This window comes from Pseudomonas sp. NPDC078416 (genome assembly GCF_050268485.1).
Lineage (GTDB): Bacteria > Pseudomonadota > Gammaproteobacteria > Pseudomonadales > Pseudomonadaceae > Aquipseudomonas.
Genome location: NZ_JBNNGV010000012.1, coordinates 131,767 through 143,766 on the forward strand (window position 1 = coordinate 131,767; position 12,000 = coordinate 143,766).

At 58.7% G+C, this 12,000-nt stretch carries 11 protein-coding genes, 1 tRNA gene and 1 pseudogene; 8 read left to right on the plus strand and 5 right to left on the minus strand.

From position 1 onward, the window contains the following. Nucleotides 1-132 precede the first annotated feature (132 nt). Nucleotides 133-594, minus strand: a complete 462-nt coding sequence (locus ACQKEN_RS13640) for an Lrp/AsnC family transcriptional regulator (protein ID WP_427686158.1) — start codon at nucleotides 592-594, stop codon at nucleotides 133-135. A gap of 249 nt (nucleotides 595-843) precedes the next feature. On the opposite strand from ACQKEN_RS13640, the gene ppk2 reads away from it, so the two are divergent. After that, complete coding sequence (gene ppk2, locus ACQKEN_RS13645) at nucleotides 844-1,755, plus strand: polyphosphate kinase 2 (protein WP_074886916.1); 912 nt, start codon at nucleotides 844-846, stop codon at nucleotides 1,753-1,755. Between the two features lie 36 nt (nucleotides 1,756-1,791). Here the strand turns inward: ppk2 and ACQKEN_RS13650 are convergent, their stop codons facing one another. Beyond that, nucleotides 1,792-2,838, minus strand: a complete 1,047-nt coding sequence (locus tag ACQKEN_RS13650; RefSeq protein ID WP_427686160.1) for an FUSC family protein — start codon at nucleotides 2,836-2,838, stop codon at nucleotides 1,792-1,794. Nucleotides 2,839-3,006: 168 nt separating this feature from the next. Between ACQKEN_RS13650 and ACQKEN_RS13655 the strand changes: the two genes are divergently transcribed. The 7 genes from ACQKEN_RS13655 to ACQKEN_RS13685 all read left to right on the plus strand — a co-directional run bounded on the left by ACQKEN_RS13655 (nucleotide 3,007) and on the right by ACQKEN_RS13685 (nucleotide 8,066). Further along, nucleotides 3,007-3,627, plus strand: coding sequence for a YjfI family protein (locus ACQKEN_RS13655; protein ID WP_427686162.1), 621 nt, complete (start codon nucleotides 3,007-3,009; stop codon nucleotides 3,625-3,627). Between the two features lie 15 nt (nucleotides 3,628-3,642). Then, complete coding sequence (locus ACQKEN_RS13660) at nucleotides 3,643-4,350, plus strand: PspA/IM30 family protein (protein ID WP_427686164.1); 708 nt, start codon at nucleotides 3,643-3,645, stop codon at nucleotides 4,348-4,350. Nucleotides 4,351-4,427: 77 nt separating this feature from the next. Then, entirely contained in the window at nucleotides 4,428-4,991 is a 564-nt protein-coding gene (locus ACQKEN_RS13665) for a rhomboid family intramembrane serine protease (RefSeq protein WP_427686166.1), read from the plus strand. A gap of 49 nt (nucleotides 4,992-5,040) precedes the next feature. Next, nucleotides 5,041-5,700, plus strand: a complete 660-nt coding sequence (locus tag ACQKEN_RS13670) for a DUF2491 family protein (protein ID WP_427686168.1) — start codon at nucleotides 5,041-5,043, stop codon at nucleotides 5,698-5,700. Nucleotides 5,701-5,713: 13 nt separating this feature from the next. Then, nucleotides 5,714-6,139, plus strand: a complete 426-nt coding sequence (locus ACQKEN_RS13675) for a DUF350 domain-containing protein (protein ID WP_427686170.1) — start codon at nucleotides 5,714-5,716, stop codon at nucleotides 6,137-6,139. 26 nt (nucleotides 6,140-6,165) lie between these two features. After that, complete coding sequence (locus ACQKEN_RS13680; protein WP_427686172.1) at nucleotides 6,166-6,894, plus strand: DUF1190 domain-containing protein; 729 nt, start codon at nucleotides 6,166-6,168, stop codon at nucleotides 6,892-6,894. 14 nt (nucleotides 6,895-6,908) lie between these two features. Continuing rightward, the gene (locus ACQKEN_RS13685) at nucleotides 6,909-8,066 is read left to right on the plus strand and encodes a glutathionylspermidine synthase family protein (RefSeq protein ID WP_427686174.1); all 1,158 of its coding nucleotides are present in this window, start codon (nucleotides 6,909-6,911) and stop codon (nucleotides 8,064-8,066) included. Nucleotides 8,067-8,135: 69 nt separating this feature from the next. Here the strand turns inward: ACQKEN_RS13685 and ACQKEN_RS13690 are convergent. The 3 genes and pseudogenes from ACQKEN_RS13690 to ACQKEN_RS13700 form a co-directional block, all read right to left on the minus strand. Continuing rightward, nucleotides 8,136-8,212 (minus strand) — tRNA-Ile (locus ACQKEN_RS13690). A gap of 15 nt (nucleotides 8,213-8,227) precedes the next feature. Then, nucleotides 8,228-11,170: pseudogene (locus ACQKEN_RS13695) on the minus strand (sensor domain-containing protein); the annotation flags it as partial. A gap of 440 nt (nucleotides 11,171-11,610) precedes the next feature. Next, nucleotides 11,611-12,000: sigma-70 family RNA polymerase sigma factor (locus tag ACQKEN_RS13700; protein WP_427686176.1), on the minus strand; the 390-nt coding region annotated here is incomplete at its 5' end.

The window sequence follows — 12,000 nt, forward strand, 5'->3', positions numbered from 1 at the left end:
TTCGAGTGGGGCGCGAAAGGGGACAAGTCTAGATAACAGTTGGGACGTTAATAAGACGCAGAGTGTCGTCGTTGTGTCGAGAAGTCATGCAAAGTGACGAGATGGTTCGTCACATTGTCAGAATTGGCCCATTCAGGACGGCTGCCCGCGGTCGATCTTGCTGCTGAGGATGATCGACGTGGTGGTCTTCTCGACGCCATCGACACTGCCGATCAAATCAAGCATCTGATCTAGCTGCTCTGGCGAATCCGTACGCAGCCACGCGACGTAATCGAACTCGCCACTCACGGCGCACAATTGCTGCACCTGCGCCATCGCACTCAGTCGCCGCAACACTTCCTTGCCCGAGCGGGGCTGCACGGTGATCCCGACATAAGCCTGCAAGCCGCCATCCACCAGCCGCTGACCCAGACGCACGCCATAGCCGGTGATGATTTTGGCTTTCTCCAGGCGCGCCAGTCGCGAGGTCACGGTCGTGCGCGCGACGCCCAATTGCCGCGCCAGATAGGCGACCGGTTCCCGGGCATTGATTTGCAGCGCGGCGATCAGTTTGCGGTCGATGTCGTCGAGCGCTGGTGGGCGGGTGTCAGGCAAGGGCGGATCTCCTTCGGCAAGCGGGGCATGTTAGGAGATTCCGTAGGGGTTTGGGTGATATTCGAACCAGGGGGCACGGTGGCAACCGAGGTCATTGTCGCTGTTTGCCCAGCAGGGATGGGCGTACGGGAACTTGCGCCGGTTATGCAGGACTTTTCTGCGCTGTAAGGGTTTTGTCATTCTTCTGTCACCCCCGACGTGCCTAAATTCCCTCCCCACCCCCTTTGAATCCACGCCGGGAGCCTCGTCATGACTCTGGATTTCTCCGAAACCGCCCGCTACATCCAGGCCGATATCCTCGACAGCTTCGACGAAGAACTGGAAATGGAGTACGACGACGCGCGCCTGGATGGCTTATTGGCTGACTTGGGTGAGGAGGTGCCCAAAGGGATTGATCGCCGCCTGTATTTCCGTGAGCTGCTGCGCCTGCAAGGCGAACTGGTAAAACTGCAGGACTGGGTGGTGAGCCAGAAGCTCAAGGTGGTCGTGCTGTTCGAAGGCCGGGACGCGGCAGGCAAGGGCGGTGCGATCAAGCGCATCACACAGCGTCTCAATCCGCGTGTTTGCCGTGTGGCCGCACTGACCGCGCCGAGTGAACGCGAGCGCACGCAGTGGTACTTCCAGCGCTACGTCGCACACCTGCCTGCTGCTGGCGAAATGGTGCTGTTCGACCGCAGCTGGTACAACCGGGCCGGGGTCGAGCGGGTCATGGGCTTCTGCAATGACGAGGAGTACGAAGAGTTTTTCCGCACCGTCCCCGAGTTCGAAAAAATGCTGGTGCGCTCGGGCATCATCCTGATCAAGTACTGGTTCTCCATCACCGACGACGAGCAATACCGGCGCTTTCTGATGCGCATTCATGACCCGCTGAAACAGTGGAAGCTCTCGCCGATGGACCTTGAGTCTCGTCGTCGCTGGGAGGATTACACCAACGCGAAAGAGGAAATGCTCACCCGTTCCCACACTGACGTCGCGCCATGGTGGATCGTCGAGGCCGACGACAAGAAACGCGCGCGCCTGAACTGCATTCATCACTTGCTGGAGCAGATCCCGCGTGGCGATACCGAGACACCGCAAGTGGTGCTGCCGGAGCGCGAGTACAACGCCAATTACCTGCGCGCGCCGGTACCGCGTGAAATGGTCGTTCCGCCGGTTTATTGATCCTCTGCCGGTTTTTGATAACCGTGCTGGCGTGGTTCAGATCTTCCACGCCGGCGCTGTTTTCGCCAGACGCTGTTGCAGGCTTTCCAGATTCTGGGTGAACTGGCTGGTCATCAGTTGATAACCCAGCACCTCGGTCGACGCGGTCGGAACGTCGGGCCCGACGATCAAGCTCTCGGTCGGCCGCTGCAAACGCTCGGTCGCACCGGTCTGCAGCGCGCGGGCCATGCCGATCAGCATGCGCCGAATGCGGCGTTGCTCCGCTGTCACGCCTGTACTGCCGGCGTCTGCCGGACGCAGATTCGAAAGAATCTCAAGGATGCTCAGGCACATGCGGTAGTGGCTCTGGATGGCGTCCAGCTCAACGATAGAAATCTTCACTTCCTTGGACACCGACGGCATCAACGAACGCAGCTGTAGCAGCGTTGCGCCCATTCGCGCGGTCAGCTTCACATGCTCATCCGCAGTGATCGACTGCCCGCTGGCGATGCGGTCGTAGGCCAGGGCGCAGTCACGCAGACCATTCGCCAGGTTGTAGCGCCACGAATACACGGCGTACAGCGGGAGCGCGAACGAAAATGCCAATGCGAGGGCGATGCCGATCAGGATGTCCACGGTACGCCACAGCCCGTCCGTGATCGGGTTATCACCGTGGCCCGCCACGATAAACAGCGTGATCGCCGACAGCAGCGCCGTGTAACCGCCTTTGCCAATGGCGTGATACGCAAAGAAGCCACAGATCAACGACATGACTACGTACGTCAGCAGCGGCATGCCCAAGTAGCTTTCCTGGGCCACGATCGCCAGACCCAGCGCAGCGCCAATCAACGTCCCGTAAGCCCGTTCCACCGACTTTTTGCCGATGTTGCCGTGGTGCTGCAACCCGCCAATCACGATCAGCATCGTCACCGACGCCCACTCACCGTGGGGCAAATTAATGCCTGTCGTCAGCAGAATCGACACCAGTAACCCGACCACGATGCGGCCGGCGTGGATGTAGCGGGCATGGCGATAGCGGCGGTATGGGTCCAGAAGAGGACGCAATGCGCGGCGAAGCCAGGAGGGGAGAGAGGCTGAGTTCATGGGGTTACAGACCATGGGGAAGATGAATATATCCGAAGCCCGGCAAATGCGGCGCGTCACCGCCGTCGTGGTTTCATTCACAAAATCATCACATGTGAGATGTTGCTTATCAGGATGCTTGCGCGTAGGGTGCATTGCTATCACATGTGATGTTCAGGAAAAACTTTAATGGCTCGGAAAACTTCAACCGATTACATGCGCGAAATGCGCGCTCGGCTGACGGCTGCCGGGTACGTGAAACGAGAGCTGTACGTACTTCCGGAAAACGCGGAAGTATTGAGAGACATCGAAAAAGTGCTACGCCAGCCCTATTTGGGTAACCGGATCAAACTGGAGGGATTCATGACTGAGAACACCAATTGGACGATCGACACACTTCACTCGGCGTTCGCCGAACTGGACGTGGTGAAGAGCAACGAGATCAAGCTGACCCTCATTCAAGGCGCCGAGCCAAGTCTGAGCCTGGTAATGAACCAGTTCGGCGGCTTGCGGATCATCATTGCCATCGCGGGCGACCAGATTCTGGTTGATTCCGTGCTGGTCTACGCCTCTCAGGTCAAAGACCCAAAGTCTTTCAACGAGACAGTGCTGCGCAGTCGGGACCTCTTCCCGCTGTCGTCGATCGGCATCGAGACCATGCCAAACGGCGAAACCGTCTACAGCATGTTCGGCGCCCTGAGCGCTGCCTCTTCGCTGACGGTCATCGTCCACGAAGTCCTCACGCTGGCAGACAACGTGATTCGTGCGGCTGATGCCTACGAAGACCTTCTAACCATTGATTCACAGTAATCGGGAGACACATCAATGAGCCTTTGGAAAAAAATGGTCACAGCGCTGCGTGGTGGGGCTTCCGAGGTGGGTGAAGCCATCGTCGATGCTCAGGCACTGCGAATCCTCGACCAGGAAATCCGTGACGCCGACGCTTCAATGCTCGCGGCGCGCAATCAGCTGATTCAGATCAAAGCCAAGCACAAGCTGTCGCTGCAACGCGTCGAAGAGCACGACAAGAACATCGCCAACTGGGAGCAGAAAGCGCTCGCCGCGATGAATAAAGGCGAAGAAGCCCTTGCCCTCGAGTGTGCCGAGAAAGTGGCTGAACTGACGGCCCTGCGCGATCAAGAGAAACTTGCTGCAGACCAGTTTGGTGTTCACGTGGCCAAATTGACCGCACAGGTCATCAAGGCTGAGAGCCAGATCAAAGGCTTGCGTCAGCAGACCGATATGGCCAAGGCCCGCGACAGCGTGCAAAAGGCGCAGATCAACGCCGCAGCTGCAACGGGCGGTGCCAACGGCCGACTTGAAACCGCAGTGGGTTCTTTGGCACGTATCAAGCAGCGTCAGGATGAACAGGACGCCAGGCTTGAAGCGGCCGATGAGCTGACCGAAGTTGCCAATGGCGGCGATCTGGAGCGTCGTCTTCAGGATGCCGGGATCGGCGCAAAAACCGGCGGTGCAGCTGACGTTCTGGCCCGATTGAAAGCGCAAAACCAGAGCGGTAACGCTGGGCAGTAAGCACCATTAAAAAGAGGCAGCCGGATTTCCCGTCTGCCTTTTTTTCGGTTTCATTTTTTCGGATTACCGGTGCGCAGATGAATATCGGAAACGGACTACGGACGATACTCTGCCTTGCCGCTTTGATGATCGTTGTGCAGGTGGTTAACTCCCTGACCGCCAACAGCCTGCTGTCCCACGGCCTGGTGCCTAGAATGTTATCCGGACTTCAAGGCATCGTTTTCTCCCCGTTTCTGCATGGTTCGGTCCGTCACCTGCTGAGCAATCTGCTGCCTTTTGTGGTGCTGAGCTGGCTGGTGGCGACCGAGGGGCTTCAACGTTACCTCCGCGTGGTGCTGCTCATCGTTGTGCTCGGCGGGCTGATGGTCTGGGTGGTTGGCCGGCCGGTCATCCATGTGGGCGCCAGCGGTCTGATCTTCGGCTTGTGGGCGTATCTGCTGGCCCGGGCGTGGTACCAGCGCAGTCTGGCGAGTTTCGCGATTGCGCTGGTGACCCTCTTGGGCTACAGCGGATTGATTTTTGGGTTCATACCGGTGACGGGCGTATCGATTGAGTCACACCTGTGTGGCGCGCTTGCCGGTATTGTGACGGCCTGGCTGATGCACTCGCGGCTGCTTCTCGAGCGAGGTCCGGCGCAGTGAATTTAAAATTTCTTACATCGCCTCGGCGCGAATTCAAAGGAGATGAAACATGAGCTGGATCAAACGCGCGTTAGGCCTGGAGTCCCCCACTGCACCGGCCGGTCTCGGCAATCCAAGCCTGGCTAATCCGTTCGGGCTGGCGACCGGTCGTATGCTCGACCTCGACGACTCGCTCAAGCTGATGCTCGACGGCCATTCGGAACTGGTGGTCCCCAACGAAGAAGTGGTCTGGTCAGTGGGTCAGGTCGATCTCGGGCAATCGGTCCGTCTGGTGCGCTTCTACTTCGAGGACGAAGATTACTGGCTGCAGGTCATGATGAATGGCCCTGCCGCTGAAGACGTCCAGGACATCATCCTGTTCGGCTACAGCAGCGCCGTAACAATCAACAGCGAGGCGGAGCTCAAGCGTCTGGTGGGGCCTTCGTCGAAAGTCGGTCTGCCGGTGTTCGAACATGACGGCTGGGAGTACGGTCGTCAGTGGGGCACTGAACAAGGCCAGACCGAGCTCACGCCCATGGACGAGCACGTCGTCAGTCCTGACGGTGCCTACCGCATCAAGCACCTGAGCATGTTGTACGCGCGGGACACCGGGCTGGTGGATCGTCGCGAGTTTCTGCTGCTGTCCGTTGAAGAGGACGAGGAGGGCGTTGTCTCCTTCACCACCTCGGTCGGCGTGACCCTGCAGTCCACTGATTTCACCGTCATTTAAAAGGAAGTAAAAAATGCTCGAAGCGCTTCGTATGTCTGTCAGCTTCCAGTCGTTGCTGGGTTTTGTGGTCTACATCATTGTGGCCGGCGGATTGTTCTCGTTGTTTCAGATGGCCTACACGCGACTGACGCCGCACAAGGAATTTGCCCAGATTCGAGAGGGCAATGTGGCCGCCGCCGTCGCCCTCGGCGGTGCGCTGATCGGCTTCGCCTTACCTGCCAGCAACGTCATCACCTACAGCATCAGCGTACTGGATGTGGTGATCTGGGCAGTCATTGCGGCAGTCGTACAGCTTCTGGCCTTCACCGCCACCAGCATAGTGCTCAAGGATCTTTCCGCACGCATCACCCGAGGCGAGCTTGCGGCGGCCATCTACGCCGCCAGCGTCTCGATCAGTGTCGGTTTTCTCAACTCGGCCTGCATGACGCCGTCGACCTGATCGCCCGTTATCGAAAGGAGTTATCGATGAGACGTAGTTCCCTCAAGCTGGTCCTGGCCAGCACCCTGCCGCTGGCGATCAGTGCGTGCAGCAAGTCCGATACTGTGGAAGTTTCCGCGCAGCAGACCTACCCGTCGGTTCAGTCCTGCGTTGACCAGAAAGTCCCGGTCGACATCTGCTCGGACGCTTACATGAACGCGCTGGCGGAGCACCGCCGCATTGCCCCGACCTACGACGACAAGACCGCTTGCGAAGCAGATTTTGTCCCCGATTACTGCCAGCAGAATGCCGATGGCAAGTTCACGCCCAAGCTCGGCGGCTTCCAGCTGGAAATTTCCGGTGAGCTTCCCAAGTCCCAGGTCGACGCAGCGAAGGCACAGGCTAACCAGTCCGGTGGCGGCGGCGGTGGTGGCTTCGGTTCCGGGGTGAATGGCTTCCTGATGGGCATGCTCGTCAGCAACATGGTCAACGGATTCTCCGGCGGTGGCGGTCGTTACTACGCCCAACCCATTTATCAGGAGCGGGACTCGCGGGGTGGATACGGGTATTCCACACTCTCGCGCCAGATCGAGCAGGGCAAAACCTTCGGCAACTCCACCCAGGCGCGAAGCAGCTCGACCGGCACTTACAGCAAAAGCACCCTTGGTCGTAACTCCTCCGTCTCGTCGTCTGTTTCCCGTGGCGGGTTTGGTAGCCAGGCCACCGCTCGCAGCGGTTGGGGCGGCAAAAGCAGCGGCTCAAGCTTCGGCGGATAACAGGGACGTTACCCATGAAAAGGATCAGCATCCAGGAACGTCCTGATTGGCGCCAGACGGCCGAGCGTGAAGGGTTCAACTTTCACACCATCGACGGCGAGCGCTATTGGGATGAGCGGGCCTACTACCAGTTCACTGAAGCGCAGATGACACGCGACATCGAAGCGCCGACCCAGGAGCTTCATGCCATGTGTCTCGACGTCGTGGAAAAAGTCGTCGAGAGTGAAGAGTTGCTGACCCGCCTGGCCATTCCACAGGCGTTCTTCGATCTGGTCCGCACCTCGTGGAAGGAAGGCCACCCGCATCTGTACGGCCGCTTTGACTTCAGCTATGACGGCGTCAACCCGGCAAAGCTGCTGGAAGCCAACATGGACACGCCTACGTCGGCGTATGAAGCGGGCGCGTTCCAGCTCATCTGGCTTGAAGAGCAGATCCAGCGCGGCGTATTGCCGGCCCACGCTTCGCAGTTCAACTCGATGGCGGAGGATCTGGTGCGGGCGTTTGCGGCGATCAGGGAAGGCGGGCCTTTTTACTTCTCGTGCATGTCAGGCTCGATAGAAGACCGAGGAACGACTGAATTCCTGCGCAAAATGGCTGAGCATGTCGGCATCGAAACCCGCCACATCGACATCGAGGACATTGGCCTGAACGCCCACGGCAGATTCGTCGATCTCGAAGGCCGCTGGATCGAACGCATCTTCAAGCTGCATGCCTGGGAGCATGTCTTCCATGAGCCCCACGGCCAGGCCATCCCGCAGTGCGACACGCAGTTCATCGAACCGGCCTGGAAGGCGATCATTTCGAACAAAGGCATCCTGCCGTTGCTTTGGGAATTCAACGAAGGCCATCCCAATCTGCTGCCGTCCTTCGTCGATAAGCACCCGCAATCCGCAGTGCCAAAGGGTTGGGTGCGCAAGCCGTACTTTTCCCGCGAAGGCGCCAACATCGAAATCCGTACCCCGACTGACCAGGTCATTTTCGAAGACGGCCCCTACAACGATGCCCCCTACATCCTCCAGGCGTTCGCGCCTTTACCACGCTTCGGCGACAGCTACACGCTGATCGGATCGTGGGTGGTGGGTGACACAGCTTCGGGGATTGGGATTCGTGAAGACGACAGTCTGATCACAAAAGACAGCAGCCGGTTTTTGCCGCATGTGGTGATTGATTGAGGGGATGGGACGCGCGCTGTGTATGCCGCATCAGAACGAAAAAAGCCGCGCAATGCGCGGCTTTTTATTTGGTGGGCCCACACGGACTCGAACCGTGGACCAAGGGATTATGAGTCCCCTGCTCTAACCAACTGAGCTATAGGCCCTCAGTAGGCGGCGGATTATAACGACGGTTTACGCGCTGTGCTATCCGAAACGTCTGAAACGGTTGTACGAAGAAATGTCGCACAGAATTCCTGCGCGCGCAGGGGCAGGCTGACGAGGTAGCCCTGGATTTGTTCACAGCCTTCGTCTGCCAGGAATTGCTGCTGTTCAAGGGTTTCGACGCCTTCTGCAATGACGGTCAATTGCATACTGCGTCCCAGCGCGATGATGGCGCGGACAATGGCAGCATCATGGGGGTCATCAGGCAAACCGCGCACAAACGATTGGTCGATCTTGAGGATATCCAACGGCAGGCGTTTGAGGTAACTGAGTGAGGAGTAGCCGGTGCCAAAGTCGTCGATGGCCAATTGCACGCCGAGTTTCTTCAGGCGATGCAGCACCGAAAGCGCTTCTTCGGTCTGCGACATGATGAAGTTTTCGGTGATCTCCAGTTGCAGACAGCCTGGCTGTAATTGGTGCTGGAGCAGTAGTCGCTCGACCTTGTTGACCAGGTTGGGCTGACGCAATTGGGCGCCAGCGAGGTTTACCGACAAGGGACCAAACACATCGTAGCGCTGGTTCCACTCGTGCAACTGCTGGCAGGCCGTATCGAGCACCCATTCGCCGATTTGCAGGATCATGCCGTTTTCTTCTGCCAGCGGGATGAATCGCTCGGGTGGGACATCGCCAAAAGTGGGGTGGAACCAGCGTATCAGTGCTTCGGCGCCGACCAGCCTGTGTGTCAGCAAGCTGATCTTGGGCTGGTAGGACAGGGTGAATTCATTACGCTCGATGGCCCGCCGCAGCTCGTGCTCCAGGGCAATCCGCTCACTGGCTTGAGCGGTCAGATCGCGCGTGTAGTGCTCGACGCGGTTGCGCCCCTTGGCCTTTGAGCGATACATCGCCGCGTCAGCATTTTTGATCAGGGTGGCGACATCTGCGCCGTCGGTGGGAAACAGCGCGCTGCCGATGCTGGTGCTCATGAAGAACTCGTGTTCGCCCGCCTGAAACGGTGCCGAAAAGCTGTTGAGCAACTTGGTTGCCACGACTTCGGCGTCACCTGGGTTCTGCAGGCCAGGCAACAGGATGATGAATTCATCGCCACCGAGTCGCGCGACGGTGTCGATGTCGCGCAGGTTCTCCTTCAGGCGCACCGCAATGCTCTTCAGCAGCAGATCGCCGACCGGGTGGCCGAGACTGTCATTGATGTGCTTGAAGCGGTCCAGGTCCAGAAACAACACCGCGCCGAGGCTGTAAGCCGCTTTTGAGTGAATCAGCGCGGCGTGCAGTCGGCTTTCGAACAGCGTCCGGTTTGGCAGACCGGTCAGCGGGTCATGGTGCGCCTGATAATCCAGCCGAGCCTGCGCCTGTTTCAGGCTGGAAATATCAGCGAACACCGCGACGAAGTGGGTGATAAGTTTATCGCGGTTGCGCACGGCACTGATGGTCAGCCAGCTTGGGTAGATCTCGCCATTTTTGCGCCGGTTGCTGATCTCGCCCTGCCAGTGACCCTCGGCCGTCAGTTGGTACCACATGGCGGCGTAAAACGCGCTGTCATGGAGTCCGGAGGCCAAAAGCCGCGGCGTGTCGCCAAGCGCTTCCAGTTCGCTGTAGCCAGTGATCTCGCTGAAGGCGCGGTTGACTGCATTGATCCGCTGTCTGGTGTCGGTGATCAATACGCCTTCAGCAGTGCTCTCGAATACCGTCGCGGCCAATTGCAGCTTTTCCTGCATCTGGTGCCGGTCGGTGATGTCGCGCGCGATGGTGAGCATGCAATCATCACCGGCAATCGGGAGCGGCCGCGCAGAAATCTCGCACAGGCGGATCTGACCATCTCTGCGACGAATATGGCTGGTGAAGTCTTTCACAAAGCCGTCGCGGCTCAATTGCTCAAGCAACTGCTGTCGCTCGTTCAGGTCTACCCAGATGCCCAAGTCAAGAGTGGTACGGTCTACGGACAACGAACTGTGATAACCGGTGATCCGGCTGAAACCGTCGTTCACTTCCACCAGCAGCCCGTCGTTTTGCCGTGTAATCAGAAGGCCGTCGGGAGAGGAGTGGAACGCTTTGGCAAATTTCTCTTCGGACATTTGCAGTTGTTGCTGGGCTTCCTTGAGCGGCGTGATGTCCCTCACCACCAGAACCACTGCGGCCGTGGAGTCCAGATCAAAGGGCTCGGCTGACAGAAGCCCTGTGAACAGGCGGCCATCACTGCGCCGAAACGGCATTTCCAGATTGCGGATGCTGCCCTTCTGAAGGCGTTGCAGCAGACTGTGCCCAATGTCGGGAATGCCCCAGATATTCAACTCGGAAGGCACGCGTCCGATAACGTCGGCCGGGCTGATACCGATCTGCTCCGCGAATGCCGGATTGGCCTCCAGGAAACAGCCGTCGGAAAGACGCGCGATGACCAGCATGTCAGGACATTGCGCAAACACCGACGCGAATTTCCCTTCTGACAAGCGCAGCGCTTCTTCGGTTTGCTTGGCTTCACTGATGTCTATCATCAGCCCGCGCATCACCGGCTCTCGGCCATAGCCGATCATGCTCACGATGTCTCGAATCCAGACCACCCTGCCGTCGGCGCTCAGGACTCGATAATCGACGCTGTGATCATTGCCTTCCGCCACCTCACGGTCGCAGTAGGCCTGTGCGTAGTCGATGTCTTCCGGATGAACGATGCTCTGCCAGAACCCGGGCCTTCGCCACTGGTGCAGCGGATACCCCAACAAATCCTGCGCGTGGGGCGAGACATAGTTGTAGGAGTAGTCGTGGGTGTTGGCTTCCCACGCGATGGCCGAAAGGCTCTCGATCATCCCGCGATAGTGGTACTCGCTGCTGCGCAGCTCTTGTTCCAAAGCAATTCGGCGGGAGATTTCCGAGCTGAGACGACGGTTGATCCTCACCACGATGGCCAACACTGTCGTCAGGAACAGCAACCCGGGAAGACCGATGAGCAGAAACTCGTGCCAGAGCTTGCTGCGTTCACTGGAGTGAGTGGCGGCCTGCGATGAGGAGGGCGGATCGTCCAGTCCACTGAATTGTTCGGGTTGACGACTTTGATCGACGCCAGCGAATCGATCGCTGATCAAGTCTGTGGGAAGATAGCGGCTTATCCCGGCTGCATGCCCGGACTCGGTCTCCTCGCCGGGCGGCCACTCCTGGTGCATCGCTTGCCCGTTCTCACCCTCGCCATGCAATGTTTGGGCGGTGACGGCAGCGGGGGCGAGCAAGCATAGGAGAGCAATGGCCGGCATCCACATCATGGCAGCCTCGGTGATTCATTGGTGAGAATGAGTCGAGTGTAGTCGGGCTGGACAACAGTGGCACTCTGCCGGAAATTTATTCCTTAAAACGCAAAACCCCCAGCAATGCCGGGGGTTTTGTTATCGCGCGTTACTTACTCGTCGAGGAACGAGCGCAGGTGCTCGCTTCGCGTCGGGTGACGCAGCTTGCGCAGCGCCTTGGCTTCGATCTGACGGATACGTTCACGTGTTACATCGAACTGCTTACCGACTTCCTCAAGGGTGTGGTCGGTGTTCATGTCGATACCGAAACGCATACGCAGGACCTTGGCTTCACGGGCGGTGAGGCCCGACAGCACTTCGCGCGTCGCTTCTTTCAAGCTCTCTACCGTGGCGACATCGATTGGCGACTGCATGGTCGAGTCTTCGATGAAGTCACCCAGGTGCGAGTCTTCGTCATCACCGATCGGAGTTTCCATGGAGATCGGCTTGAAGCTGCGGTTGTCGGCATCCAGGGCGTCAATCGAGCCGGTCTCGATGTCGTA

What these genes read in the sequence shown, in the direction of transcription:
- ppk2 (WP_074886916.1), top strand. Translation starts at nt 844, where the DNA reads ATGACTCTGGATTTCTCCGAAACCGCCCGCTACATCCAGGCCGATATC.
- ACQKEN_RS13650 (WP_427686160.1), bottom strand. Translation starts at nt 2,838, where the DNA reads ATGAACTCAGCCTCTCTCCCCTCCTGGCTTCGCCGCGCATTGCGTCCT.
- ACQKEN_RS13655 (WP_427686162.1), top strand. Translation starts at nt 3,007, where the DNA reads ATGGCTCGGAAAACTTCAACCGATTACATGCGCGAAATGCGCGCTCGG.
- ACQKEN_RS13660 (WP_427686164.1), top strand. Translation starts at nt 3,643, where the DNA reads ATGAGCCTTTGGAAAAAAATGGTCACAGCGCTGCGTGGTGGGGCTTCC.
- ACQKEN_RS13665 (WP_427686166.1), top strand. Translation starts at nt 4,428, where the DNA reads ATGAATATCGGAAACGGACTACGGACGATACTCTGCCTTGCCGCTTTG.
- ACQKEN_RS13670 (WP_427686168.1), top strand. Translation starts at nt 5,041, where the DNA reads ATGAGCTGGATCAAACGCGCGTTAGGCCTGGAGTCCCCCACTGCACCG.
- ACQKEN_RS13675 (WP_427686170.1), top strand. Translation starts at nt 5,714, where the DNA reads ATGCTCGAAGCGCTTCGTATGTCTGTCAGCTTCCAGTCGTTGCTGGGT.
- ACQKEN_RS13680 (WP_427686172.1), top strand. Translation starts at nt 6,166, where the DNA reads ATGAGACGTAGTTCCCTCAAGCTGGTCCTGGCCAGCACCCTGCCGCTG.
- ACQKEN_RS13685 (WP_427686174.1), top strand. Translation starts at nt 6,909, where the DNA reads ATGAAAAGGATCAGCATCCAGGAACGTCCTGATTGGCGCCAGACGGCC.